The following is a 26,339-nucleotide window of genomic DNA, read 5'->3' on the forward strand; positions in this document are numbered from 1 at the left end:
GAAACGGCGCCGGCGGTCATCCCGCCGGCGCCGTTCCCTGGGCGGCCCCGCCAGGGCGGGGCCACCGTCACGCCCTTAGGCGCTCTTCTTGGTGATCTCTTCGGCGACGTTGCGCGGCACCGGGTCGTAGTGGTGGAAGGACATCGAGAAGGACGCACGGCCCTTGGTCATGCCACGCAGGTTGGAGATGTAGCCGAACATCTCCTTCAGCGGCACGTGGGCGCGCACGATGACCGAGGTGCCGGCCATGTCCTGCGACTGGATCACACCGCGGCGACGGTTGAGATCGCCCACCACGTCACCGACGTGGTCCTGCGGCGTGGTCACTTCCACGTCCATGATCGGCTCCAGGATCACCGGGCCGGCCTTCTTCATGCCTTCGCGGAAGCAGGCCTTGCCGGCGATCTCGAACGCCAGGGCGCTGGAGTCGACGTCATGGTACTTGCCGTCCACCAGGGAGAACTTGAAGTCCACCGTGGGGAAGCCGGCCAGCACGCCCGTCTCGGCCTGCACCTTGATGCCCTTGTCGACGGCCGGGATGTATTCCTTCGGCACCGAGCCACCGACGACGGCGTTGACGAACTCGATGCCCTCGTTCCGCTCCTTGGGCTCGAACATGATCTTCACCTCGGCGTACTGGCCCGAGCCACCCGACTGCTTCTTGTGGGTGTAGGTCTCGGTGTGCGCCTTGGTGATCGTCTCGCGGTAGGCCACCTGCGGCGCGCCGATGTTGGCGTCCACGCCGTACTCGCGGCGCAGGCGGTCGACGATGATCTCGAGGTGCAGCTCGCCCATGCCGGACAGGATGGTCTGGCCGGTTTCCTGGTCGGTGCGCAGGCGCAGCGAGGGGTCCTCGCCGGCCAGCTTCTGCAGGCCGAGCGTCATCTTCTCGACGCCGTCCTTGGTCTTCGGCTCGACCGAGATGTCGATGACCGGCACCGGGAAGGCCATGCGCTCCAGCACCACCGGGTCGGCGGCGTCGGCCAGGGTGTCACCCGTGCCGGTGTCCTTCATGCCCACGATGGCGACGATGTCGCCGGCGTAGATTTCCTTCACTTCCTCACGCTTGTCGGCGTGCATCTGGAACATGCGGCCGATGCGCTCCTTGTGACCCTTCGTGGTGTTCATGAAGGTGTCGCCCGAGCGGATGATGCCGGCATAGACGCGGACGAAGGTCAGGTTGCCGTACTTGTCGTTGATGATCTTGAAGGCCAGCGCGGCGAAGGGCGCGTCCTCGCGGGCGGGGATGATGCGGGCGGGGTTCGCCGGATCTTCCTCGACACCCTCTTCCAGGGCGACCTTGATGCCCGGGACGTCGGTCGGCGCCGGCAGGTAGTCGATCACGCCGTCCAGCAGCGGCTGCACGCCCTTGTTCTTGAAGGCCGAGCCGCAGAACACGGGGCGGAAGGTGCCGTCGATCGTGCCGCGCTTGATGCAGCGCTTCAGCGTCTCGACCGAGACGTCACCCTTCTCGAAGTATTCCTCCATCGCCTCGTTGTCCACCGACACGGCGGTGTCCAGCAGGGTCTGGCGGTACTCGGCCGCCTTCTCCTTCAGGTCGTCGGGGATCTCTTCCTCGTGGTACTTCGCGCCCAGCTCGTCGCCCTGCCAGATCAGCGCCTTCATCTCGACCAGGTCGACGACGCCCTTCAGGGTGTCCTCGATGCCGATCGGCAGCTGCAGCGCCACCCAGTTGATGCCCAGCTTCTCGGTCAGCGTGTCCGCGGCGCGGTAGAAGTCGGCGCCCGTGCGGTCCAGCTTGTTGATGAAGATGATGCGGGGAACGTTGTAGCGGTCGGCCAGGCGCCAGTTGGTTTCGGACTGCGGCTGCACGCCGGCCACGCCCTCGATGATGAACACGGCGCCGTCGAGCACGCGCAGCGAGCGGTTCACCTCGATGTTGAAGTCGATGTGGCCCGGGGTGTCGATGACGTTGATCCGGTGGTCCTTCCACTCGGCCGTCACGGCGGCGGAGGTGATCGTGATGCCACGCTCACGCTCCTGCTCCATGTAGTCCGTCGTGGTGTTGCCCTCGTGGACCTCACCGATCTTGTGGGACTTGCCGGTGTAGTAAAGGATCCGCTCGGTGGTCGTGGTCTTGCCGGCGTCGATGTGCGCGGTGATGCCGATATTGCGGATGCGGTCGAGGGGGGTGCGCGCCACGGGGGGCCTCCATACGCGTCGCGGCGCCAGCCGCGCTTGAATCATGATTTGGGCGGGCGGCGGATCGTCTTTCCGCCGGCCTGCCCCGAGCTTCGCTAGCCTGGTCGCCGCGACCGGAGCATCCGACCGCCCTGGGGCGGGGATACGGGCCAGGCTTGAACGTTGCCTGACGCCGCCGATGCCGGAACAATCGCCGCGGCCCGTTGGCTCCGGAAACCCGTGAAGCGAGTCCGCCGCAAGCCGGCCGTTGCGGGCGGCAGATGCACCGGATTGCCTTTCAATGCAAGCAATAACCCAGCGCGGACCCCGCTTGCAGGGCAGCCGGACCGTGCATGGACGCAAGGTTGCGGTTTCTTTCCACCCGCTGGCCGCCGCTATGGCGCATACTCGGCGGATGGACCAGCGCAGCCTGATCGCCGCCATCCGCTTCGGCCTGGGCCCCCGGCCGGACCAGCCCCTGCCGGGCGACGTCCCCGCCTGGCTGAAGGCGCAGATCCGCTCCCCGGAAACCGACCTCGCCCTGCCGGAGGGCTGGGAGCGCCCGCCCACGGTGGCCGACGGGCTCGACCTCCGGCGGCAGGACGAGCTGGCCCCGGTGGAGGCGGGCAAACCATCCCGGCAAGTGGTGCTGAACGGCGCCGAGGCGCAGGCCCTGATCCGCAATGCCGTCACGACCCAGACCCCCTTCCGGGAGCGGCTGGTGTTGTTTTGGGCCAACCACCTGACGGTCAGCACGCGCGAGGGTGCCGTGCGGGCTTTGGTCGGCGACTTCGTCCGCAGCGCGATCCGCCCGCATGTGGGCGGACGGTTCGAGGACATGCTGGTTGGCTCGACCCATCATCCCGCGATGCTGTTCTACCTCAACCAGAACGCCTCGGTCGGGCCCGGCAGCCGGATCGGCCTTCGGCAAGGGCGGGGCCTGAACGAGAATCTCGCGCGCGAGGTGATGGAGCTGCATTCGCTTTCGCCCGCCGCCGGCTACAGCCAGGAGGACGTGACCGAATTCGCCCGCCTGCTGACCGGATTGACGGTGGAGCGGCTTCGCGAGCCACTGGGCAGCCGGTTCCAGCCCGACGCGCACGAACCGGGCCCCAGGACCATCCTGGGCCAGCGGTTCGAGGAAGGCCCCGGGCAGGTGGACACGGCCCTCCGGTGGCTGGCCAACCACGAGGCGACGCACCGGCACCTGGCCGTGAAGCTGGCCCGGCATTTCGTGGCGGACGATCCAGGCCCTGGCACCGTCGAATATCTGTTCGGCGTCCTGCGGGATACGCGCGGCGACCTCGGTGCCGTGGCGGAAGCCCTGGTGGATCTGCCGGAAGCCTGGCAGGCGCCGCTGAGCAAGCTGCGCAGCCCACAGGATTTCATGATCGCCAGCTATCGGCTGCTGAACGGCGGCGCGGATGCCGCGCAGGTGGTGGCGGGCGGGATGCGGAGCCTCGGCCAGGATATCTGGTCGGCCCCCGCCCCCATCGGCTGGCCCGACACGGCGGAAGGGTGGGTCAGCGCCGAAGGCATGATCCAGCGCATGGAAGTCGCCTACAATGTCGCTGGCCGGCACAGTCGGCTGGACCCCAACGACCTGCTGGACGCCGCCCTGGGCCCGCTGGCCCGTCATGAAACGGTGCAGGCGGTGCGTCGTGCCGGTTCCACCCGGGACGGCCTGACCCTGCTGCTTGCCAGCCCGGAGTTCCAACGCCGATGAACGCCAACACGCACCTGCCCCGGATCGGCCGCCGGGGCCTGTTGCTGGGCCTGTCCGCCGTCGCCTTCGCGGGGCAGGCCCGGCTGGCCGTGGCCGCCGGCACCATGGCCACGCCGCGGCCCGACGCCCGGCTGGTGGTCGTGCTGCTGCGCGGCGCCATGGATGGGCTGGCGGTGGTGCAGCCCTACGGTGACCCGGATTTCCGCGCGCTCCGCGGGCCTTTGGCCCTGCCCGATCCCGGGCAGGAAGGCGGCCTGTTGGACCTGGGTGGGTTCTTTGGCCTGCATCCGGCGCTCAGCCGGCTGCACGGCCTGTTCCGTAGCGATCAGGCTTTGATGCTGCAGGCCGTGGCGGGTCCCTATCGGAGCCGCAGCCACTTCGATGCCCAGGACATGCTGGAAAGCGGTGCCGAATTCAGGCTCAGCTCCGGCTGGTTGAACCGGGCGCTGCAGGCCATGCCAGCCCGTCCGGACAATGGCGCCGCACGCCTCGGGCTGGCGGTGGGGCTGGACATGCCCTTGCTGCTGCGGGGGCAGGCGCCTGTCGGCATGTATGCGGCGCCACGGGGCGCCCGTCCCGATCCCGACCTCTACGCCCGCTTCCATGACCTGACCCATGACGACCCGCTGATCGGCCCCGCCGTGCAGGAAGGACTACGGGCGCGTGGCTTCGCCTCGGACCGGCTGGACGATGGCATGCGCAAGGCGGGCGGCGGGTTTCCCGCCCTGTGCGGCATTGCCGGCAAGCTGCTGGCGGACCCTGATGGCCCCAGGGTGGCCGCGCTGGATATCGGCGGCTGGGACACCCACCAGGCGCAGGCCGGCCGGCTGGCCGTGCCGCTGCAGCGGCTGGACGAAGGCCTGGGCGCATTGAAGGCGCAGCTGGGAACGGCCTGGGATCAGACGGCCGTGCTGATCGTCACGGAGTTCGGCCGCACTGTCCGGATCAACGGCAGCATGGGCACCGATCACGGGACCGGCGGCGCCGCCTTTCTGGTTGGCGGCGCGGTGGCCGGGGGCAAGGTGATGACCGACTGGCCCGGCCTCGGCACCGGCAAGCTGTTCGAGAACCGGGACCTGCAGCCGACGGCGGACCTGCGCGAGGTCGCCAAGGGAGTGCTGCGGGACCACCTGGGCCTGCCCCCGCATGCCCTGGAAGCGGCCTTCCCAGGCAGCCTGGGCGTGCCGCCCCGAGGCGGGCTGCTAACGGCCTGAACGGACGCCAGGCTAGTCGTCGCGGTGCACACGCTCCATGCGTTCGTGGCGTTCCTGCGCTTCGATCGACATGGTCGCGATGGGGCGGGCTTCCAGGCGGCGCAGGCCGATCGGCTCGCCCGATTCCTCGCAAAAGCCGTAGCTGCCGTTGGCGATCCGCTCCAGGGCCTGGTCGATCTTGGAGATCAGCTTGCGCGCACGGTCGCGGGTGCGAAGCTCCAGCGCCCGGTCGGTCTCGACGCTGGCACGGTCGGTCAGGTCTGCTTCGGCAATGCCACCCTTGCTCAGGCTGGCCAGCGTATCCCCCGCTTCCCGCAGCAGGTCCTGCCGCCAGCGCAGCAGCTTCTGGCGGAAATACGCCTGCTGCAGGGGGTTCATGAACTCCTCGGTTTCCGAGGGCCGGTAGTCAGGCGGCAACGTGATCAGCATCGAACTTGATCCCCAGACCATGGGAAGAGCCGCCTGGTCGGCGAGCCCCATCCATGGGCGGGCGGAACATAACGTCGGGTCGTGGGCAACGCAAACGGGAGTTATTCCGTAATCACGGCGTCTTCGGACCAGTAAAAACCGCCGGTGCGCAATGTGATTGCAAACTGGTTACCAGAACAGCATGACCGGGGTGGATCGGCGGTCAAAAGCGCGCCAGCGCCGCACCCCAGGTGAGGCCGCCGCCGATGGCTTCCATCAGCACCAGCTCGCCAGGCTGGATGCGGCCGTCGCGCGTCGCCTCCGCCAAAGCCAGGGGGATGGAAGCGGCCGAGGTGTTGGCGTGACGATCCACCGTCATGACCACCCGCTCCGCCGGCAGGTTCAGCTTGCGGCCCATGGCGTCGATGATGCGGCGGTTGGCCTGGTGCGGCACCAGCCACGACACTTCCGACTTGTCCAATCCGTTGGCCGCCAACGCCTCATCCACCACGGCGGCGAGCTTGGTCACCGCATGACGGAACACCTCGCGCCCCGTCATCCGCACAACCTGGGCGGCCGGATCGACGCTGAGCAGGTCACCCTGGGTGCCATCGGCATGCAAATGGCAGGACAGGATGCCCCGGCCCTCGGATGCCGGCACGGCGCGCAGCACCACCGCCCCCGCGCCGTCGCCGAACAGCACGCAGGTGCCGCGGTCGGTCCAGTCCAGGATGCGGGTGAAGACCTCGGCCCCGATGACCAGGGCACAGCGCGCCTGCCCCGTGCGGATCATCGCATCGGCGACGGACAAAGCGTAGACGAAGCCGGTGCAGGCGGCGGAGATGTCAAAGGCGAAGCCGCGGGTCACCCCAAGCTTGGCCTGCACCCGCGCGGCCGTGGACGGAAAGGCCGAATCCGGCGTGGCCGTCGCGACGATGATCGCATCGATTTCGGCGGCATCCACGCCGGCGCGGGTCAGGGCCTCGCGGGCCGCCTCGGCCCCCAGGTCGCTCGCCAGCTGGTTTGGCGCGGCGATATGCCGGTGGCGGATGCCCGTGCGCTCGACGATCCACTCGTCCGAAGTGTCGAGATTGAAGCGGGCCGCCAGGGCCGCGTTGTCCAGCCGCTCTTCCGGCAGGTAGCCGCCGGTGCCGATGATGGCCGCGCGAAGGTCCGGTCCGGAGGGAGGCATCGATCAGTGTCCGTGCTACAGCATCAGCGGGGGAACGTCCGGGCGACGTCCCGGGGTCACTCTGCGGTCAGGCTGGCCGCGTCGCGCTTGCGGGACGGCATGGCGGCCAGCCCTTCCCGGATGCGGTCATTGACCCGATGGGTCACCATGTCCATGGCGACATCCATGGCATGCGCGAAGCCCAGGGCGTCCGTGCCGCCATGGCTCTTCACCACCAGCCCGTTCAGGCCGATCAGCACCGCACCGTTGTAGCGCCGCGGGTCCATCCATTCGCGCAGCCGGTCCAGCGCGGGCTTGGCCAGCAGGTATCCCAGCTTGGCCGCCAGGGAGGAAGTGAAGACCTGCTTCAACAGGCCGCCCACCAGCTTCAAGGCGCCCTCACCCGTCTTCAACGCGACATTGCCGGTGAAGCCGTCCGTCACGACAACATCCACGGTGCCGGAGGTGATGTCGTGGCCCTCGATGAAGCCATGGAAGTTGGCAGCCAGAGGCGAGGTACGCAGCATGTCGGCCGCGAGGCGGACCCGCTCGTCGCCCTTCAGCTCCTCGCTGCCCACGTTCATCAGGCCGATGGTGGGGTTGGGCAGGCCCAGCACGGCGCGGGCGAAGGCATCGCCCATCACCGCGAACTCGACGAGGTTGCGGGCGTCGCAAACGATATTGGCGCCAAGATCCAGCAGCACGACGTCGCCACGCGCCGAAGGGCCGACAGCCGCCAGGGCGGGCCGGTCAATCTCGGGCAGGGTCTTCACCACGATCTTGCCGAGTGCCATCAGGGCACCCGTGTTGCCGGCCGACACCACGCCGGCTGCCTCGCCGGCCGCCACGGCATCGATGGCCACGCGCATGGAGGACGTCCGCATCCGCAGCGCGGCGGTCGGCTTCATGTCGCCGGACACGACATCCGGCGCATGGCGGATGGTGCAGGCCTTGCTGGCGCGCTTGTGCTTGGCCAGCAACGGCGCGAGCCGGGCTTCGTCGCCCACCAGCAGGAACCGCGCCTCAGGATGCCGCTCGGCAGCCAGCTCCATTCCGTCGAGGACGGATTCAGGAGCATGATCCCCGCCCATGGCATCGATCGCCAGGTGGAAGGAACCGGCAGCGGGCCTCGTGACCTCGCTCCCAGGCTTCGCAGCCCGGGAGTTCTCGGTTTGGGACAAGGGAAAAGGTTCCGCTACCGGGTCCGGGCGATCAGACGCGGACCGCGGCCTTCAGGGCCTTGCCGGCCGGCACGACTTCACGGCCGTCATAGTGACCGCAGGACGCGCAGATGTGGTGCGGCCGCTTCAGCTCGCCGCAGTTCGGGCACTCATGGTGTGCCTGGGCAGACAGGGCCTGATGGCTCTGGCGCATGCCACGGCGGGACGGCGAGACTTTTCTCTTGGGAACGGCCATGGCGTGGGGCCTCTCTCTCTGGTCGTGCTGTAGTCGTCAGCGGTCAATAAGGAAGGCGGCGCATTACCACCGCCCCCCCGGAGGTGCAAGCATTGCTGCGGGATTCGCCCTAATCCAGCCGGACGGCGTAACGGTATCGCTCCGTATCGATCAGCGAGATGCGGTGTTCCACCACGCGCCTTGCGATATCGAAGGCAACCCGCTGGACCATCAGCAGCGGCTTGCCGGGTGGCAGGCCCAGCACTTGCGACTCCTCCGGCCCGGCTGCCTGGGCCGACAGATCTTCTTCCGCGTGCTCGATGGTCACGCCATGCGCGCGCTGCAGATGCACGTAGAGTTCGGTGGACAATTCGCCCTGCGGCAGGTGGAAGCCCGGCAGGCGCTCCGCCACCAGGGTGCAGCGCTCGAAGATGCTGGCCACGCCATCCACCGTCCGCAACCGCCGCAGCCGGTAGATTGGCGTCCCTTCCGGCAGCTTCAGCCCGGCGGCCTCGGCCGCATCCGCCTCGCCCGGCGTGCAGGACAGCACCACGATGCGGGACACCACGGCCGTGCCGTCCAGGTCTCGCAGCCGAAAAAAATGGAAGCGCGCGGTGTCGCCGGTATGGCGCAGCACCGTGGTCCCCCGCCCCTGCCGGCGCTCGATCAGGTTGCGCCGCTCCAGTTCCGTCAGCGCCTTGCGCACCGTACCCTGCGAAACGCCAAGCTCCGCCGCCAGGTCGGGTTCGGACGGGATGGAATGGCCGGGCGGCCAGGCGCCGCTGGCGATCCGGTCGATCAACACGGTTTCGACCTGCTGATAAAGCGGACGGGCATCGAGCCGCGCGGATGCGGTGGGACTGATCATGGTCATCCAGATTGGCAGGCTTCCGACGGACATGCGCGATTCGCAGCGGTCGGACAGTGTTTTCCCCATCCCCGGAGGCCAATCAAGTGCGGTGGGAATTAGACTTGTGTCTTATACAAGACCTCGTTATAGAGCGGGCTCTCGGGACTGCTCCGCAAGCCGAGTTTGGGGAGGAAGATCCCGAAACGGGACACGTGTCGACGGCGCCGGGCTCCATAGCCCAGGCGCCGTCCGCGTTTCAGGGCCCCGGAGGTCGGCGACGGGGCAAATTAATGCCCGTCCCCGACAGTCTTCAGGCTGCCTGCGACTTCAGCCTGCTGGCAAAGCTCTTGCGGAACTTCGCCACCTTGGGCGCGACCACCGCGCGGCAGTAGCCGGACCACGGGTTGCGGGTGAAATAGTCCTGGTGCTCAGGCTCGGCATCCCAGAACCGGCCCGCCGGCTCCACCGTTGTCACGATCGGGCCCGACCAGAGCTGCGCCGCGTTCAACTCGGCGATCACCGCCCGCGCGGTTTCCGCCTGCCGGTCATCCAGCGTCAGAATGGTGCTGCGGTACTGCGGGCCGACATCGGCGCCCTGGCGGTCCTTGGTGGTCGGATCATGCAACGTGAAGAAGATCTTCAGCACATCGGCATAGCTCAGGGTTGCCGGATCGAAGACCACCTTGACCACCTCGGCATGCCCGGTCTGCTTGCCACAGACCTGTTCATAGGTGGGGTGATCGACATGGCCGCCGGCATAGCCGGACACCACCTCCGTTACGCCTTGCAGGTCGCGGAACGCCGCATCGATGCACCAGAAGCAGCCGCCACCCAGAATGGCGGTCTCGGAACGGGGCGTATCGGACATCAGGACCCTCTCCTTCGGTCGTGGTTCATGCTTGCAGAGAAGATGGTGTCACTGTCCCCGGCCTGCATCCCCCCCTTGCCCGGCCGCCACGGCGGCGGCACCGTGACAGGCATGAACGTCGTTTCCCCCGCGGCCGCCGCCGGTTTCGAACCTGCTGCCCTGGCCGATGCAGTGGCCTTTGCCCAGGCCCATGACTCTCCCTTTCCGCGTGACATCCGGGCCCATCTGGATGCCGGATACTTCGAGGCACCACCGGACAACGCGGTGCTCGGCACCGTGGTGCCGCGTGGTGCTCCGAACGGCCTGCTGATGCGCGGCGGCGGCCTTGCCGTCCGCTGGGGCGACACGCGGCAGGCGGACATGACCTTCAGCGTCGCCAAGAGCTATCTGGCCCTGCTGGCCGGGATCGCGCTCGGAGACGGGCTGATCGCCGACCTCGACGACACAGTATCCAGCAGCGTCGACGACCCAGCCTTCGCCGGGCCGCGCAACGGCGCCATCACCTGGACCATGCTGCTGAACCAGACCAGCGAATGGGAAGGCACGCTGTTCGGCAAGGCCGACCGTATCGACCGGGGGCGCGACCTGCAGCGCGAGGGCAAGGGCCAGAAGGGCATCGACCGCCCGCTTCAGGCACCCGGCAGCTATTGGGAATACAACGACGTCCGCGTCAACGCGCTGGCCCTGGCCCTCCTGCACCGTTTCCGCCGCCCGCTGCCGGAGGTCTTCGCGGAGCGCCTGATGCGGCCGATGGGCGCCAGCGTCGACTGGCGGTGGGAAGGCTATTCGACCAGTTTCGTTGAGATCGACGGGCAGCGCATGCCGTCCGTGTCCGGCGGCGGCCACTGGGGTGGCGGCGTGGTGACGCATGCCGAGGACCAGGCGCTGATCGGCCAGTTGATGCTCCAGGACGGTCTGTGGGACGGAAAGCGCCTGCTGCCCGCCGGCTGGGTCCGGCGTTGCACCACGCCCTCCGCCCTGCATGGCGACTACGGCCTGTTGTGGTGGCTGAACGCGGGCGGCCGGTATCCCGGCGCCAGCCGCGAAAGCTATTTTGCCCAGGGCGCCGGCGGCAACGTCATCTGGATCGATCCGGCGCATGACGTGGTGGGGGTGTTCCGGTGGCTGGACCCCGCCGCCCTGCCGGAAGCGCTCGCCCGCTTCACCGCCGCCCTCCGCTGACACTGCCTGCCTGGATCAATCCGATGACCGAAGCCGAACTTCACGCCGCCACCCTCAGCATCGACACGCATGTGGACATTCCCTGGCCCGAGCCGCCGGACCCCCGCACCATGACCCGCCGCTGCGTGGACTACCCGAAGATGGAGGCCGGCGGCCTGAATGCCGTGGTGTTCGCCGCCTACCTCCCCCAGGGGCCCTTGACGCCCGAAGCCCACGCCGCGGCCGCCACCCGGGCGGAAGCCATGCTTCGCTCGATCCGCGACACCGCGGCAGGCCCCGGCCGGCGCATCGCCAGCCGGGCGGACGAGGTGGAAGCCGCCTTCCAGGCCGGCGAGACGGCCGTGTTGCTGGCTGTGGAAAACGGCTACGGCCTGGGCGACAGCATCGAGGCGCTGACCCTGTGGCGGGAGCTTGGAATCTGCTACCTGACCCTCACGCACAACGGCCACAACCTGCTGTCGGACTCCGCCATCGCGCTGCCAGCGCTGGGCGATGCGCCGTCCCGGCATGGCGGCCTGTCCGCGTTGGGCCGGGCGGCGGTGGCGCGGATGAATGACCTGGGCATCCTGGTCGACGTGTCGCACGTGGCCAAGACCGGCATGATGCAGGCGGTCGCCCTGTCCCGCACCCCGGTGGTGGCCACGCATACCTGTTGCCGCGCCCTGCGCGACCACCCCCGCAACCTCGACGACGAGCAACTGGATGCCTTGAAGGCATCGGGCGGCCTGGCGCAGATCACCGCCGTGCCGGCCTTTCTGCGCAATGCGGATGGCGACGGGCGGTATCGCGCCAGCGTGACGGATATCGTGGACCACGTGGACTACGCGGTGCGGCGGATCGGCCTGGACCATGTGGGCCTGTCGTCCGACTTCGATGGCGGGGGCGGCGTGGACGGCTGGCGCAACGCGGCCGAAACCGGCAACCTGACGGCCGAGCTGGCGCGTCGCGGCTACGATGCCTCGCAGATCGGCCAGTTGTGGTCCGGCAACTTCCTGCGCCTCATGCGACAGGCCGAGGCGGCGGCGGCCGCCTAATCCGCCAGACGCCGCATCGCAGCGGCGAATTGCCGGGCGATGGCCGACCGCGCGACGTGCCGGCCATCGCGCACCACCTCCCGGCCGCCGACCACGACGCGGCGGACCGGGTTGCCCTGCCCGCTGAACACCCAGGCGTCCAGCAGCGTGTCCCCGGCCAGGCCGGTCAGGGCCGGATGCCCGTCATCGAGTTCCACCAGGTCGCAGCGACAACCGGGCGCGATGGCGCCGATGCGCCGCCCGCTGACCTGCGCGCCGCCCGACAGCGCCGCATCCAGCAGGTTGCGGCCAGGGTGAGGCCGGTTGCCGTCGGTCACCACCGACCGCGTGTGCCGGGCCAGCCTTTGGCTGGTTTCCAGCTGCCGCATCTCGTCGCGCGGCGAGGTTCCGACATGGCTGTCGGTGCCAAAGCCGAAACGGCCGCCGGCCTTCGCCCAGGCCGGGTAGTTGAAGATGCCGTCGCCGAGTGATGCCTCCGTGCTTGGGCACAGGCCGGCCACGCTGCCGGTGCGGGCCAGCGCAGCGGCCTCCGCGTCGGTCATGTGGGTGGCATGGATCAAGCACCAGCGGGCATCCAGCGGCATGTTGTCCAGCAGCCATTGCACCGGGCGCGCACCGGTCGTGGCCTCGCATTCCGCCACCTCCCGCGGCTGCTCCGCGGCATGGATATGGATCGGACCGTCGAAGCGCGAAACCTCGGCGAGCATGCCGGGTGTCACCGCGCGCAGCGAATGCGGCGCCAGCCCGAGGCCGAAGGCCGGGTCGCCGGCCATCGCGCCGCGCACATCCTCGACGATGCGCCAGAAGCCATCGAGGTCATTGAGAAAGCGCTTCTGGCCCGGCGAAGGGTCTTTTCCGAAGATACCGCCGTGCCGGTACAGGCTGGGCAACATGGTGAGGCCAATGCCGGCCTGCCGCGCCGCTTCCAGGTGACGCAGCGCCATCTCGGCCGGCGCGTCATAGGGCGTGCCGTCCGGCTGATGGTGCAGGTAGTGGAATTCGGCGACGCTGGTGAAGCCCCATTCCAGGCATTCCACGTAAAGCTGCGCGGCAACAGCCTGCGCGTCCTCCGGCGTCAGCTTTCGCACGAAGCGGTACATGGTCTGGCGCCATGTCCAGAAGGAGTCCTCGCCACCTTCGGCATCCCGTGCCTCGGACGGCGAGCGCCGTTCACCGAGCCCGGCCATGGCACGCTGGAATGCGTGGGAATGCAGGTTCGGCACGCCGGGAATCACCACACCGCTCAGTCGCTCGGCGCCGTCCGGGTTCTGGCCCGGCACGGCGGACAGGATCATGCCCGAGGGATCGCACGCGATGGCGACATCGGCGGCCCAGCCCCCCGGCAACAGGGCGGAAGCGGCGTGGTATCGCGGCATGGAATCGCTCTCCCCGGCGTAGCACTGGCATCATTTCAGGTTGACTGAGGTTGTCAATACAACCAGCATGGAGGGCATGTCGCTGCTGACCGACCCGACCGCGCCGCGCTACCAGCAGATCAAGGACTTCATCCTTGAACGCATGCGCAGCGGCGAATGGTCGGCCGAGCACCGTGTTCCTTCGGAAAACGAGCTGGTGAAGCTGACCGGCCATTCCCGCGTCACCGTCGGCCGCGCCCTGCGCGAGCTGGCGGATGCGGGGCTGTTGAAGCGGGTGCAGGGCGTCGGCACGTTCGTGGCCGGCGGCCCGCCGCAATCGGCGCTGCTGGAACTGCGCGATATCGCGGAGGACATCGCCGGGCGCGGCCATGTGCATACCGCCATTGTACAGGCCCTGGATTCCAGGACGGCGGACGAGGCCCTGGCGCTCGCCTTTGGCGTCGCCCCGGGCAGCCTGCTGTTCCACAGCCGCTTGGTGCATTGCGAGGATGGCGTGCCCGTGCAGCTGGAAGACCGCCTGGTGAACCCGCTGATCGCCCCCGCCTACCTGCGGCAGGATTTCCGCCGCACCACGCCCTATGCCCACCTGATGGCCGCCGCGCCGGCCGAACGGGTGGAGCATGTGGTGGAAGCGACCCGCGCCGACGCGGCCACCGCCGCCGCGCTGGACATCGACCCCACCGAGCCTTGCCTGCTGATCCACCGCCGGACCTGGTCGCGGCGCATGGTGGCCACGCGGGCCTGGCTGTTCCATCCCGGCAGCCGCTTTCGCCTCGGCGGCGCCTTCTGAAAGAGCCATGAGCATGCAGGATCGTTTCCGCAACGCCCCGGCCATCCGCGCCCCGCGTGGCAACAGCCTTTCCGCCCGCCAATGGACCACCGAGGCGGCGATGCGGATGCTGATGAACAACCTGGACGACGAGGTCGCCGAAAGCCCGGGCGAGCTGGTCGTTTATGGCGGCATCGGCCGCGCCGCGCGCGACTGGGACAGCTACGAGCGCATCATCGGCACCCTCAAGCGGCTGAGCGACACGCAGACGCTGCTGGTGCAGTCCGGCAAGCCGGTCGGCGTCTTCGAAACACATGGCGATGCGCCGCGCGTTTTGATCGCCAATTCCAACCTCGTGCCGCATTGGGCGACGTGGGAGCACTTCAACGCGCTCGATCGCGCCGGGCTGATGATGTACGGCCAGATGACCGCAGGGTCCTGGATCTACATCGGCACGCAGGGCATCGTGCAAGGCACGTTCGAGACCTTCGCCGAGGCCGGCCGCCAGCATTTCGGCGGAGACCTGTCGGGGCGCTGGATCCTGACGGCCGGGCTCGGCGGCATGGGCGGCGCGCAGCCGCTGGCCGGGGTCTTCGCCGGCGCCTGCGTGCTGGCCGTGGAATGTCAGCCCAGCCGCATCGAGAAGCGTCTGGAAACCGGCTACGTGGACCAGAAGGCGGACACGCTGGACGAGGCGCTGAGCATCATCCGCCGTGCCTGCGACGAAAAGCGCGCGGTCAGCGTCGCGCTGCTGGGCAACGCGGCGGAGGTCTTCCCCGAGCTGGTCCGGCGCGGCATCAAGCCCGACATCGTCACCGATCAAACCAGCGCGCACGATCCGTCCAACGGCTATCTTCCCGCCGGCTGGACGCTGGCCGAGTGGCAGGCCAAGCGGGAAGCGGACCCGGCCGGCGTCGCCTCCGCCGCCAAGCGCAGCATGGTCGCGCACGTGCAGGCCATGCTGGACTTCAAGGACATGGGCAGCGCCGTGCTCGACTACGGCAACAACATCCGCCAGATGGCCAAGGATGAAGGCCTGGCCAAAGCCTTCGACTTTCCCGGCTTCGTGCCGGCCTACATCCGCCCGCTGTTCTGCCGCGGCGTCGGGCCGTTCCGCTGGGTCGCGTTGTCCGGCGACCCGGAGGACATCCGCAAGACCGACGCCAAGGTCAAGGAACTGATCCCCGACGACACGCATCTCCACCGCTGGCTGGACATGGCGGACGCCCGCATTAAGTTCCAGGGACTGCCGGCGCGCATCTGCTGGGTGGGCCTGGGGCAGCGGCACCGCCTCGGCCTCGCGTTCAACGAGATGGTGGCGAAGGGCGAATTGTCCGCGCCGGTCGTGATCGGGCGGGACCACCTGGATTCCGGTTCCGTCGCCTCGCCGAACCGGGAAACCGAGGCGATGCGCGACGGGTCGGATGCGGTTTCGGACTGGCCGCTGCTGAACGCGCTGCTCAACACCGCCTCCGGTGCCACCTGGGTGTCGCTGCACCATGGCGGCGGTGTCGGCATGGGCTACTCGCAGCACGCCGGCATGGTGATCGTCGCCGATGGCACGGAGGATGCGGCACGGCGGCTGCGGCGGGTGCTGTGGAACGACCCGGCGACCGGCGTGATGCGCCACGCCGACGCAGGCTACGACATCGCCATCGACTGTGCCCGCGAACAGGGGCTGGACCTGCCGATGATCGGAGGTGGCCGGTGATCGTTTCCCCCGGCCACGCCACGCTGGACCAGCTGCGCGCCATCATGGACGGCGCGCCCCTGCAACTGCTGGACGGCTGGCGGGAGCCCGTGGCGGCCTCGGTTTCCGAACTGTCGGCGCGCATCCAGGGCGGCGAGGCGCTGTACGGCGTCAATACCGGCTTCGGCAAGCTGGCCAGCCAGCGGATCGGGACGGCCGATCTCGCCCGGCTGCAGTTCAACCTGTTGCGCAGCCACGCGGCCGGCATCGGGCCGCTGATGCCCGGCCCCGCCGTGCGGCTGATCCTGGCGCTCAAGGCGCTGTCCCTCGCACGCGGCGCCTCCGCCGTGCGGCCGGAGGTGATCGAGGCGCTTTTGGCGCTGCTCAATGCCGGTGCCCTGCCCGCGGTGCCCAGCAAGGGCTCCGTCGGTGCATCGGGCGACCTGGCACCGTTGGCGCACCTATCCCTGGTCCTGATCGGCGAGGGCGAGGCCATGCTTGGCGACCGTCTCGTGCCCGGGGCGGAAGCGATGCGCTGTGCCGGGCTGTCGCCCCTCGCCCTCGGGCCGAAGGAAGGCTTGGCGCTGTTGAACGGCACGCAGGTCTCCACCGCCCTGGCGCTGGTCGGGTTGTTCAAGGCACGCGGGCTCGCCGACACCGCTTTGGTGGCCGGCGCCATGAGCGTGGACGCGGCCCGCGGTTCCGACACGCCCTTCGACCCCCGCATCCACGCGCTGCGGGGGCAGCCGGGGCAGATCCGTGCCGCCGCCGCGTTGCGCGCCCTGCTGGCCGGCAGTCCCATCCGTGACAGCCACCGCACCGGCGATACGCGGGTGCAGGACCCTTATTGCCTGCGGTGCCAGCCGCAGGTGATGGGCGCCTGCGTGGACCAGCTGGACCATGCCGCCGCCGTGTTGCAGCGGGAAGCCAATGCGGTGACGGACAACCCCCTGGTCACCGCCGAGGGCGAGGTGCTGTCCGGCGGCAACTTCCATGCCGAGCCGGTGGCCTTCGCGGCCGACAACATCGCCCTCGCCATTGCCGAGATCGGCGCCCTGTCGGAACGCCGCATCGCGCTGCTGACGGACCCGGTGCTGTCCGGCCTGCCGGCTTTTCTGGTGCGCGAGGGCGGGCTTAACTCCGGCTTCATGATCGCCCAGGTCACGGCCGCGGCGCTCGCCAGCGAGAACAAGTCCCTGGCCCATCCCCGCAGCGTCGACAGCATGCCCACCAGCGCCAACCAGGAGGATCACGTCAGCATGGCCACTGGCGCCGCGCTGCGGCTGGGGGAGATGGCCGACAACACCGCCGGCATCCTGGCGGTGGAGCTGCTGGCGGCGGCGCAGGGCATCGGCTTTCACCGCCCCCTCACCTCCTCCACCCCGGTGGAGGCGGCGGTCGCGCTGGTGCGCGCCCACGCCGCCCCCTGGGACGAAGACCGGCACATGGCGCCCGACATCGCCGCGGTGAAGGCAGCCGTCGAGCGGGGCGCCTTCGGGCTGCCGCAGGAGGGTGCCGATGTTTGACCGGGTGTGGACCCACGCCAACCTGGCCACCATGGACGGCCCGGCCGAAGCGCCGCTGGGGGTGATCGAGGACGGCGCCATCGCCGCCCGGGACGGGCGCATTGCCTGGGTCGGCCGGCGGGCGGAGCTACCGGCCCCTGCGGCGGAGGTGGTCGACTGCGAGGGCGGCTGGCTGCTGCCGGGCCTGATCGATTGCCACACCCACCTGGTGTTCAGCGGCAACCGGGCGGCAGAGTTCGAGCAGCGGCTGGCCGGCGCCACCTACGAGCAGATCGCCCGCGCGGGCGGCGGCATCTTTTCCACCGTGCGCGCCACGCGCGACGCCGGCGAGGAGGCGCTGTTCGCCGCCGCCCGCCCCCGGCTGCAGGGCCTGATGGCGGAAGGCGTCACCACCGTGGAAATCAAGTCCGGCTACGGGCTGACGCTGGACAGCGAGCTAGCCATGCTGCGCGTTGCCCGCCGCCTGGGGGACGCGCTGCCGGTCGAGGTGGTGACCACCCTGCTCGCGGCGCATGCGGTGCCGCCGGACTTCCCCGGCGGGGCGGACGGCTTCGCCCGCCATGTGGCGGAGGACATCATTCCGGCCGCCGCCGGGCTGGCCGACGCGGTGGATGCCTTTTGCGAAAGCATCGCCTTCTCGCCAAACCAGACCGCCCTGGTGTTCGAGGCGGCGCGCAGGGCGGGGCTGCCGGTGAAGCTGCACGCCGACCAGTTGTCGGACCTCGGCGGCGCGGCCCTGGCGGCCCGGTTCGGCGCGCTGTCCGCCGACCACCTGGAGCATGCCTCCCCGGCCGGACTGCGGGCGATGGCCGAAGCCGGCAGCGTCGCGGTGCTGCTGCCCGGCGCCACCTTCATGCTGCGGGAAACCCGGCATCCCGACATCGCGGCGATGCGCGCCGCCGGACTGCGCATGGCCGTATCCACCGACCTAAACCCCGGCTCCTCGCCGGCGCGGTCGCTGCTGTTGATGCTGAACATGGCCTGCACCCTGTTCCGCCTGACGGTGCCGGAGGCCCTGCTGGGCGTCACGCGCCACGCGGTGGCGGCCCTGGGGCTGAGCGACCGCGGTGTTCTGCGCCCCGGGCTGCGCTGCGACCTGGCGGGGTTCCGCGTCGGCCGGCCGGCGGAGCTTTGCTACTGGCTGGGCGGCAATCCCTGCTTTCTCCGCGTGGTGGCGGGCGTTCCAAGTTAGTCTTGAACACGTCGCCCGAGCTCGTTTGTGGACGAATGAAAATGGTCCGCCGCGACTTGGAATCGCACTACGAACGCAATCAAGTATCTTATATAAGACTTACTTTCAGTGCGGCAGAAACCGGTTAATCTCTGTATTGCACCGCAGCATCAATAACTTAGGCACGGGCTGCCGCTTGCAGTTCCGTGTTCCGGCACGTATCTGCCTGCTTGCGGCGCCGCCAATCTCGCGTGGCCCCGGCAAGCAGGAGCAGCCGAATGGTTCAGGGCGCCGAAGCGGCCAACACCAAGCCTCAGGGTCAGGCCGAGGCGCCACCATCATCCGGACGCAACGACGGCATGACCCAGGAGCAGTTGCTCCAGGCTTACGAGGACATGCTGCTGATCCGCCGCTTCGAGGAAAAGGCGGGCCAGCTCTACGGCATGGGCCTGATCGGCGGGTTTTGCCACCTCTACATCGGCCAGGAAGCCGTGGTGGTGGGCATGCAGATGTGCCTGAAGCCGGGTGACCAGGTGATCACCTCCTACCGGGACCACGGCCACATGCTGGCCACCGGCATGGAATCGCGCGGCGTGATGGCCGAGCTGACCGGGCGTAGCGGTGGCTACTCCAAGGGCAAGGGCGGCTCCATGCACATGTTCTCCCGCGAGAAGGGCTTCTACGGCGGGCATGGCATCGTGGGCGCGCAGGTTTCCATCGGTGCCGGCCTGGCCTTCGCCAACATGTATCGCGACGACGGCAGCGTGTGCCTGACCTATTACGGCGACGGCGCCGCCAACCAGGGGCAGGTGTTCGAAAGCTACAACCTCGCCGCTCTGATGAAGCTGCCGGTGGTCTTCATCATCGAGAACAACAAGTACGGCATGGGCACCAGCGCCGAGCGCGCCTCGGCCTCCAAGAACCGGTCGCAGGACGGTGCGCCCTGGGGCATCCCGGGCGAGCAGGTGGACGGCATGGACGTGCAGGCCGTGAAGGCCGCGGGCGAACGGGCGGTGGCGCACTGCCGCGAGGGCAACGGGCCCTACATCCTTGAGATGAAGACCTATCGCTACCGCGGCCACTCCATGTCCGACCCGGCCAAGTACCGCACGCGCGAGGAAGTGCAGCAGATGCGCGAGCAGCACGACCCGATCGAGACCATCCGCAAGATCCTGCTGGAGAACGGCACGGAGGAGTCGAAGATCAAGACGGTGGACGACGGCATCAAGACCGTGGTCGCCGACGCCGCCGAGTTCGCGCAGACCTCGCCGGAGCCGGACGAGAAAGAGCTCTGGACCGATATCCTGGTGGAGGCCCGCTGAGATGGGTGCGACGATTCTGATGCCGGCCCTGTCCCCCACCATGACCGAGGGGAAGCTGTCGCGCTGGCTCAAGAAGGAAGGCGACGCCGTCGCCGCCGGTGACGTGATCGCCGAGATCGAGACCGACAAGGCGACCATGGAAGTGGAAGCCGTGGACGAGGGCCAGATCACCAAGATCCTGGTGCCCGAGGGCACAGAGAACGTGGCGGTGAATTCCGCCATCGCGGAGCTGGACGGCGGCGACGGCAAGGCCGCCGGCGGCCCGCAGCAGCCCGTGTCCAACGCCACCCAGGCGGGCGGCGAAACCGCCGAGGTCGCCAAGCAGGCCGAGGACAACGGCGCCGTCGCCGCGCGTGGCGCCGCCAAGGGCGAAGGCTCGGCCGCCGAAGCCAAGCCGCCGGCGCAGGAGCCGGAAAAGGACTGGGGTCCGACCAAGAGCATCACGGTGCGCGAGGCGCTGCGCGATGCCATGGCCGCCGAGATGCGCGCCGACGACAAGGTGTTCCTGCTGGGCGAGGAAGTCGCGCAGTACCAGGGCGCCTACAAGGTGTCGCAGGGCCTGCTGGACGAGTTCGGCCCGAAGCGCGTGGTGGACACCCCCATCACCGAGCACGGCTTCACCGGCATGGCGGTGGGCGCGGCGATGTCGGGCCTGCGCCCGATCGTCGAGTTCATGACCTTCAACTTCTCCATGCAGGCCATCGACCACATCATCAACAGCGCCGCCAAGACGCTGTACATGTCCGGTGGCCAGCTCGGCTGCCCCATCGTGTTCCGCGGCCCGAACGGCGCCGCCGCCCGCGTGGCCGCGCAGCACAGCCAGTGCTACGCCTCTTGGTACGCCCACGTGCCTGGCTTGCGGGTGCTGGCGCCGTGGTCGGCCGCCGACGCCAAGGGCCTGTTGCGCGCCGCGATCCGTGATCCGAACCCGGTGGTGTTCTTGGAAAACGAGATCCTCTACGGCCAGAGCTTCGAGTGCCCGACGGACGAGGACTTCATCCTGCCGATCGGCAAGGCGAAGATCGAGCGCCAGGGCAAGGACGTCACCATCGTCGCCTTCTCCATCGAGGTTGGGCTGGCGCTGAAGGCGGCCGAGAAGCTGGCCGAGGAAGGCATCGACGCCGAGGTCATCAACCTCCGCTCCATCCGCCCGCTGGACACCGAGACCATCGTCAACTCGGTCAAGAAGACCAACCGCCTGGTGACGGTCGAGGAAGGCTGGGCCTTCTCCGGCATCGGTGCCGAGGTGGCGATGCAGGTGATCGAGCACGCCTTCGACTACCTGGACGCGCCCCCGGCCCGCGTGGCCGGCCTGGACGTGCCGATGCCCTATGCGGCCAATCTGGAGAAGCTGGCGCTGCCGACGGTGGAGCACGTGATCTCCGCCGCCAAAAGCGTGACCTACAAGAAGTAAGAGGAAGCGGGACGATGGCCACCAACATCCTGATGCCCGCCCTTTCCCCGACGATGACGGAGGGGACCCTGGCGCGCTGGCTGAAGAACGAGGGCGACGCGGTCAAGGCCGGCGACGTGATCGCCGAGATCGAGACCGACAAAGCGACCATGGAGGTCGAGGCCGTGGATGAGGGCATCCTCGGCAAGATCCTGGTGCAGGGCGGCACGGAAGGCGTGGCGGTGAACGCGCCGATCGCCGTGCTGGTCGAGGACGGCGAGGCCGTGCCATCCGGCGAGGCGCCCAAGGCGGCACCGAAGCCGGAAGCCGCCGCGGCCGAGGCGCCGAAGGCTGCCCCGCCCGCGGCCTCCAAGCCAGCGGGCGATGCGCCCAAAGGCGACCGCGTCTTCGCCTCGCCCCTGGCGCGCCGCATCGCGCAGCAGGCGGGCATCGACCTGTCCGGCATCACCGGCTCAGGGCCCAACGGCCGCATCGTGAAGGCGGATGTCGAGGGTGCCTCGGCCGCGCCGAAGTCCGCGCCCAAGCAGGATTCCGCACCGGCCGCGCAGCCGCAGGCCGCCGCGCCGGCACCCGCGCCCAAGGCCCCCGCCCCCGCCATCACGGCGCCGCACACCGCCGTACCGAACAGCAGCATGCGCAAGGTGATCGCGCGCCGGCTGAGCGAAAGCAAAGCCACCGTCCCGCATTTCTACGTGACGATGGACATCCAGATCGATGCGCTGCTGAAGCTGCGCGCCGACCTGAACGCGCGTGCACCCAAGGAAGGCCCCGGCGCCTTCAAGCTTTCCGTCAACGACCTGGTCATCAAGGCGGTGGCGCGGGTGCTGCGGCAGTTCCCGAGCGTCAACGCTTCTTGGACCGATGACGCGATCCTTCAGTACCACGACGTCGACATCTCGGTGGCCGTGTCCATTCCCGACGGTCTGATTACGCCGATCATTCGGAAGGCCGACCAGAAGGGCCTTGCTGCGATCAGCGCCGAGATGAAGGACCTCGCGTCCCGCGCCAAGTCGGGCAAGCTGAAGCCTGAGGAGTTCCAGGGTGGCGGCTTCAGCATCTCCAACATGGGGATGTTCGGGGTGAAGGACTTCTCGGCCATCATCAACCCGCCGCAGGGCGGCATCCTGGCGGTGTCCGCCGGCGAGCAGCGCCCGGTGGTCAAGGATGGCGCGCTGGCCATCGCGACCGTCATGACCTGCACGCTCTCGGTTGACCACCGGGTGATCGACGGCGCGCTGGCCGCCGAGTTCATCGCCGCCTTCAAGAAGGTGGTCGAGGACCCGCTGAGCCTGATGCTGTGAGCGACCGCCCCGGCTTCTTTCTGCGTGACGCCCGGCCGCGCGATGCCGAGACGGTGCACCGGCTCGTCGTCGCATTGGCCGAGTACGAGAAGCTGGGGCATGAGGTGAAGGCCAGCGCGCAGGACTTCTACGGCGCACTGGCCGCCAAGCGGGTGCGCGGGCTCGTGGCCGAGGTGGACGGCGAGCCCGTCGGCTTATGCCTGTGGTACGAGACCTTCAGCACCTTCACCGGCCGGGCGGGCGTCTGGATCGAGGACGTGTTCGTCGAGCCGGCGCACCGCCGCCTCGGCATCGGCCGCGCCTTCTTCCAGGAAGTCGCGAAGCGTGCGGTAGCCGGGGGGCATGCCCGCGTGGAGTGGAGCGTGCTGGACTGGAATGCCCCCGCCCTTGCCTTCTACCGGGGCATCGGCGCGGTGGGGCAGGACGAATGGACCGATCAACGCCTGTCCGGCGAGGCGCTGCTCGCGCTGGCCGCCGAAGGCTGACGAGGACAAGAACGACATGGCCGAGCAGTTCGACCTGGTGGTGGTGGGTGGTGGCCCGGGCGGCTATGTGGCCGCCATCCGCGCTTCGCAGCTGAAGATGAAGGTGGCGCTGGTGGAGCGCGAGCACCTGGGCGGCATCTGCCTCAACTGGGGCTGCATCCCCACCAAGGCATTGCTGCGGGCCAGCGAGATCAACCACCTGCTGCACAGCCTGGACCAATACGGCTTCGCGGTCGACAACATCCGCTATGACTTCGCCAAGGTGGTGAAGCGCTCGCGCCAGGTGGCCGGGCAGCTGTCCTCCGGCGTCAAGGGCCTGTTGAAGAAGAACAAGGTCACGGTGTTCGACGGCCATGGCAAGCTGGCCGGCGCAGGCAAGCTTTCGGTCGCGAAGGACGGCAAGCCGGTGGCCGAGATCGAGGCCAAGCACATCATTCTGGCCACCGGCGCCCGCGCCCGCGTGATCCCGGGCATCGAGCCGGACGGCAAGCTGATCTGGTCCTACCGCGAGGCACTGGCCCCGGACACCATGCCCAAGAAGCTGATCGTCATCGGCTCCGGCGCCATCGGCTCCGAATTCGCGTCCTTCTTCTCGAACATGGGCTCCGAGGTCACGCTGATCGAGGCGATGGACCGCATCCTGCCGGTCGAGGACGCGGAGGTCTCGGCCTTCGTGCGCAAGGCCTTCGAGAAGCAGAAGATGAAGGTGCTGACCGGCGCCAAGGTGCAGGGCATCCGCAAGAACGGCGACAGCGTTTCCGCCATTGTGGAAGTGGACGGCAAGGTGCAGGAGATCGTGGCGGACCGGCTGATCTCCGCCGTCGGCATCGTCGGCAACGTCGAGAACCTGGGGCTTGAGGGCACCAAGGTGAAGGTGGAGCGGACGCATATCGAGACGGACGAATATGGCCGCACCGGCGAGCCGGGCGTTTATGCCATCGGCGACCTGACCGGCGCCCCCTGGCTGGCCCACAAGGCGAGCCACGAGGGCATCATCGTGGTTGAGGCCATTGCCGGCCAGCACCCGCACGCCATGGACGTGTCCAATATCCCGGGCTGCACCTATTGCCGCCCGCAGGTGGCTTCTGTCGGCCTGACCGAGGCCAAGGCCAAGGAGGCGGGGCACGACGTCAAGGTCGGCCGGTTCCCGTTCTTCGGCAACGGCAAGGCCATCGCCATGGGTGAGCCGGAAGGCTTCGTGAAGACAGTGTTCGACGCCAAGACAGGCGCCCTGCTCGGTGCCCACATGGTCGGCCCCGAGGTCACCGAGATGATCCAGGGCTACACCATCGCCCGCACGCTGGAAACCACGGAGGCGGAGCTGATGCACACCGTCTTCCCCCACCCTACGGTCTCGGAAGCCATGCATGAGTCGGTGCTTGATGCATTCGGGCGGGTGATCCACATCTAAGGTCAGTCACGGCCCGCCCCTTGGGGCGTGCCGCCTTGCAGACCGATGCAGCCGGGCGGCGATGCCCCGGCGGAGGACCAGGACTTTCCATGGCGACCCGCATCCTGATCGACCACCGGGCCGGCGGCGCGGTTTCCAATGCCGCCGAGCCCCCCAAGGCGCTGCGGCACCCGGAAAAGGCGCATCGGCCGGACAACCCGATCAAGCGCAAGCCTGACTGGATCCGCGTCAAGGCGCCGACGCACCCGATCTACCACGAGACGCGCAACCTGATGCGCGAGAACAAGCTCGTCACGGTGTGCGAGGAGGCGGCCTGCCCCAACATCGGGGAATGCTGGTCGCAGCGCCACGCCACCATGATGATCATGGGCGAGATCTGCACCCGCGCCTGTTCCTTCTGCAACATCACCACCGGCATGCCCAAGGCCCTGGATGCCGATGAGCCCCGCCGCGTGGCCGATGCCGTGGCCCAGCTCGGGCTGCGCCATGTAGTCATCACCAGCGTGGACCGCGACGACCTGAAGGATGGCGGCGCCCGTCACTTCGCGCAGGTCATCGCGGCTATCCGGCTGGCGGCGCCGGACACCACCATCGAGATCTTGACCCCCGACTTCCTGCGCAAAGAGGGGGCGCTCGAGGTCGTGGTCGCGGCCAAGCCGGACGTCTTCAACCATAATTTGGAGACGGTGCCGAAACTCTATCCGACGATTCGCCCCGGCGCGCGTTACTTCCACTCGCTGCGCCTGCTGGACCGCGTGAAGGAGCTGGACCCCACCATCTTCACCAAGTCCGGCGTCATGGTGGGTTTGGGCGAGGAACGGCTGGAGGTGTTGCAGGTAATGGACGACATGCGGAGCGCGGACATCGACTTCCTGACCATCGGGCAATACCTGCAGCCCACGGTGAAGCACGCCGCCGTGGACCGGTTCGTGGAGCCGGCGGAGTTCGAGGACTATGCCCGCATGGCCCGCAGCAAGGGGTTCCTGCTGGTGTCGGCCACGCCGCTGACCCGCTCCTCCTACCATGCGGACCGTGACTTCGCGGCACTGCGGGACGCACGCCTGGCCAAGCTTGGCGCCAACCCTCAGATCAGCGCGGCCTGATGCCTACTCATGCCGAGAAGCGCACGCTGCGCTACACGCCGGAGCAGATGTACGACTTGGTGGCGGATGTCCGCCGCTACCCGGAATTCCTGCCATGGTGCGTCGGGGCCCGCGTCATCAGCCAGACGGACACCGAGTTGCTTGCCGACCTGACCATCGGTTTCAAGCTGTTCCGAGAGACATTCCGGTCTCGCGTGCAGCTGGACCGTCCGCACGAGGTGAAGGTCCGGTACGAGAACGGCCCGTTCCGCTACCTGAACAATACCTGGAAGTTCCATCCGGTGGAGGGCGGCACCGAGGTGGACTTCTTTGTCGACTTCGAGTTCCGCAGCGCATTGCTTCAGGCCGTAATCGGCGTCGTCTTCAACGAGGCGGTGCGGCTCATGGTCCGCAGCTTCGAACGCCGGGCCATGGCGTTGTATGGGCGCAACGCCGTGCCGGCCGGTGTGAAGCCCGCCGCATCCTAGGCTTGCCTGATCGCCCGGGCCGGCGGACGATAAGCTGATGCGTCGATCTGCCATGCTTCTCGTCCTGCTGCTTGCCAGTCTCTACTGGCTCGAACCCTGGCTGCGCCGGAGTGCGGCCGCGGATGTCCCGGCCATATCGTGGCTGCCAGCCATCAGTCATGACACATGGAACATCGTGTTCATCGCGATCGTCGTGCTGACGGTGGCGGTCGCGCTGGTCCTGCTCGCGCGGCTCGGGTTGTTTATCTGGCGCGAATTGGGCGACTGACACGCCGGCGCTGGCCTTCCTGTCCCTTTGTCCGGAGCGACCCGCC

24 protein-coding genes are annotated in these 26,339 nt (G+C 68.6%); 16 read left to right on the forward strand and 8 right to left on the reverse strand.

The window, feature by feature from the left end:
- Positions 1-75: 75 nt before the first annotated feature.
- A complete protein-coding gene (gene fusA, locus IAI59_RS12590; protein WP_237180834.1) occupies positions 76-2,208 on the reverse strand; it encodes an elongation factor G in 2,133 nt (710 codons plus the stop codon).
- A gap of 349 nt (positions 2,209-2,557) precedes the next feature.
- On the opposite strand from fusA, the gene IAI59_RS12595 reads away from it, so the two are divergent.
- Together IAI59_RS12595 and IAI59_RS12600 are read left to right on the forward strand one after the other, a co-directional pair.
- The gene (locus IAI59_RS12595; RefSeq protein WP_207418323.1) at positions 2,558-3,868 is read left to right on the forward strand and encodes a DUF1800 domain-containing protein; all 1,311 of its coding nucleotides are present in this window, start codon (positions 2,558-2,560) and stop codon (positions 3,866-3,868) included.
- A complete protein-coding gene (locus IAI59_RS12600; protein ID WP_207418322.1) occupies positions 3,865-5,082 on the forward strand; it encodes a DUF1501 domain-containing protein in 1,218 nt (405 codons plus the stop codon). The genes IAI59_RS12595 and IAI59_RS12600 overlap by 4 nt, the downstream gene beginning before the upstream one ends.
- Positions 5,083-5,094: 12 nt before the next feature.
- Here the strand turns inward: IAI59_RS12600 and dksA are convergent, their stop codons facing one another.
- The 6 genes from dksA to msrA all read right to left on the reverse strand — a co-directional run bounded on the left by dksA (position 5,095) and on the right by msrA (position 9,774).
- Positions 5,095-5,508 (reverse strand): RNA polymerase-binding protein DksA, encoded by a 414-nt coding sequence (gene dksA / locus IAI59_RS12605; protein WP_207418451.1) that lies wholly within the window; start codon positions 5,506-5,508, stop codon positions 5,095-5,097.
- A 205-nt stretch (positions 5,509-5,713) separates the two neighbouring features.
- Positions 5,714-6,682 (reverse strand): beta-ketoacyl-ACP synthase III, encoded by a 969-nt coding sequence (locus IAI59_RS12610; RefSeq protein WP_207418321.1) that lies wholly within the window; start codon positions 6,680-6,682, stop codon positions 5,714-5,716.
- Between the two features lie 56 nt (positions 6,683-6,738).
- Complete coding sequence (gene plsX, locus IAI59_RS12615) at positions 6,739-7,767, reverse strand: phosphate acyltransferase PlsX (protein WP_272874659.1); 1,029 nt, start codon at positions 7,765-7,767, stop codon at positions 6,739-6,741.
- Positions 7,768-7,873: 106 nt separating this feature from the next.
- The gene (gene rpmF / locus IAI59_RS12620; protein ID WP_207418318.1) at positions 7,874-8,077 is read right to left on the reverse strand and encodes a 50S ribosomal protein L32; all 204 of its coding nucleotides are present in this window, start codon (positions 8,075-8,077) and stop codon (positions 7,874-7,876) included.
- 109 nt (positions 8,078-8,186) lie between these two features.
- Positions 8,187-8,924, reverse strand: a complete 738-nt coding sequence (locus tag IAI59_RS12625) for a GntR family transcriptional regulator (RefSeq protein ID WP_207418317.1) — start codon at positions 8,922-8,924, stop codon at positions 8,187-8,189.
- Between the two features lie 292 nt (positions 8,925-9,216).
- Complete coding sequence (gene msrA / locus IAI59_RS12630) at positions 9,217-9,774, reverse strand: peptide-methionine (S)-S-oxide reductase MsrA (protein ID WP_207418316.1); 558 nt, start codon at positions 9,772-9,774, stop codon at positions 9,217-9,219.
- Between the two features lie 75 nt (positions 9,775-9,849).
- Between msrA and IAI59_RS12635 the strand changes: the two genes are divergently transcribed.
- Positions 9,850-10,956 (forward strand): serine hydrolase domain-containing protein, encoded by a 1,107-nt coding sequence (locus tag IAI59_RS12635; protein ID WP_237180832.1) that lies wholly within the window; start codon positions 9,850-9,852, stop codon positions 10,954-10,956.
- A gap of 23 nt (positions 10,957-10,979) precedes the next feature.
- A complete protein-coding gene (locus IAI59_RS12640; protein ID WP_207418315.1) occupies positions 10,980-11,990 on the forward strand; it encodes a dipeptidase in 1,011 nt (336 codons plus the stop codon).
- Here the strand turns inward: IAI59_RS12640 and IAI59_RS12645 are convergent.
- Positions 11,987-13,366 carry a formimidoylglutamate deiminase gene (locus tag IAI59_RS12645; protein WP_207418313.1) on the reverse strand — a complete coding sequence of 460 codons (1,380 nt, stop codon included), beginning with the start codon at positions 13,364-13,366 and terminating at the stop codon, positions 11,987-11,989. The two genes, IAI59_RS12640 and IAI59_RS12645, sit on opposite strands and share 4 nt — an antisense overlap.
- A 76-nt stretch (positions 13,367-13,442) precedes the next feature.
- Here IAI59_RS12645 and hutC point away from each other — a divergent pair, with 76 nt between their 5' ends.
- From hutC to IAI59_RS12705, 12 genes are all read left to right on the forward strand, one after another.
- Entirely contained in the window at positions 13,443-14,156 is a 714-nt protein-coding gene (hutC, locus tag IAI59_RS12650; protein ID WP_207418311.1) for a histidine utilization repressor, read from the forward strand.
- Between the two features lie 13 nt (positions 14,157-14,169).
- On the forward strand, positions 14,170-15,846 hold the full coding sequence (gene hutU / locus IAI59_RS12655; protein ID WP_207418309.1) for a urocanate hydratase: 1,677 nt from the start codon (positions 14,170-14,172) through the stop codon (positions 15,844-15,846).
- Positions 15,843-17,351 (forward strand): histidine ammonia-lyase, encoded by a 1,509-nt coding sequence (gene hutH, locus IAI59_RS12660; RefSeq protein WP_207418307.1) that lies wholly within the window; start codon positions 15,843-15,845, stop codon positions 17,349-17,351. The genes hutU and hutH overlap by 4 nt, the downstream gene beginning before the upstream one ends.
- Positions 17,344-18,543: an imidazolonepropionase gene (hutI, locus tag IAI59_RS12665; protein WP_207418306.1), complete on the forward strand. Its 1,200-nt coding sequence runs from the start codon at positions 17,344-17,346 to the stop codon at positions 18,541-18,543. Before hutH ends, hutI begins: the two co-directional genes overlap by 8 nt.
- Positions 18,544-18,800: 257 nt before the next feature.
- Positions 18,801-19,844, forward strand: a complete 1,044-nt coding sequence (gene pdhA, locus IAI59_RS12670; protein ID WP_207418305.1) for a pyruvate dehydrogenase (acetyl-transferring) E1 component subunit alpha — start codon at positions 18,801-18,803, stop codon at positions 19,842-19,844.
- Position 19,845: 1 nt separating this feature from the next.
- On the forward strand, positions 19,846-21,258 hold the full coding sequence (locus IAI59_RS12675) for a pyruvate dehydrogenase complex E1 component subunit beta (protein WP_207418304.1): 1,413 nt from the start codon (positions 19,846-19,848) through the stop codon (positions 21,256-21,258).
- Positions 21,259-21,272: 14 nt separating this feature from the next.
- Positions 21,273-22,559, forward strand: a complete 1,287-nt coding sequence (locus tag IAI59_RS12680; protein ID WP_207418303.1) for a pyruvate dehydrogenase complex dihydrolipoamide acetyltransferase — start codon at positions 21,273-21,275, stop codon at positions 22,557-22,559.
- Positions 22,556-23,044, forward strand: a complete 489-nt coding sequence (locus IAI59_RS12685) for a GNAT family N-acetyltransferase (RefSeq protein WP_207418301.1) — start codon at positions 22,556-22,558, stop codon at positions 23,042-23,044. Before IAI59_RS12680 ends, IAI59_RS12685 begins: the two co-directional genes overlap by 4 nt.
- A 16-nt stretch (positions 23,045-23,060) precedes the next feature.
- The gene (gene lpdA / locus IAI59_RS12690; protein ID WP_207418300.1) at positions 23,061-24,455 is read left to right on the forward strand and encodes a dihydrolipoyl dehydrogenase; all 1,395 of its coding nucleotides are present in this window, start codon (positions 23,061-23,063) and stop codon (positions 24,453-24,455) included.
- An 89-nt stretch (positions 24,456-24,544) separates the two neighbouring features.
- The gene (gene lipA, locus IAI59_RS12695; RefSeq protein ID WP_207418299.1) at positions 24,545-25,558 is read left to right on the forward strand and encodes a lipoyl synthase; all 1,014 of its coding nucleotides are present in this window, start codon (positions 24,545-24,547) and stop codon (positions 25,556-25,558) included.
- On the forward strand, positions 25,558-26,025 hold the full coding sequence (locus IAI59_RS12700) for a type II toxin-antitoxin system RatA family toxin (protein ID WP_207418298.1): 468 nt from the start codon (positions 25,558-25,560) through the stop codon (positions 26,023-26,025). Before lipA ends, IAI59_RS12700 begins: the two co-directional genes overlap by 1 nt.
- A gap of 52 nt (positions 26,026-26,077) precedes the next feature.
- Complete coding sequence (locus IAI59_RS12705; protein ID WP_207418297.1) at positions 26,078-26,293, forward strand: hypothetical protein; 216 nt, start codon at positions 26,078-26,080, stop codon at positions 26,291-26,293.
- The last annotated feature ends 46 nt before the right edge of the window (positions 26,294-26,339 follow it).

This window comes from Roseomonas haemaphysalidis, from assembly GCF_017355405.1.
In the GTDB taxonomy this organism is placed as follows: domain Bacteria; phylum Pseudomonadota; class Alphaproteobacteria; order Acetobacterales; family Acetobacteraceae; genus Pseudoroseomonas; species Pseudoroseomonas haemaphysalidis.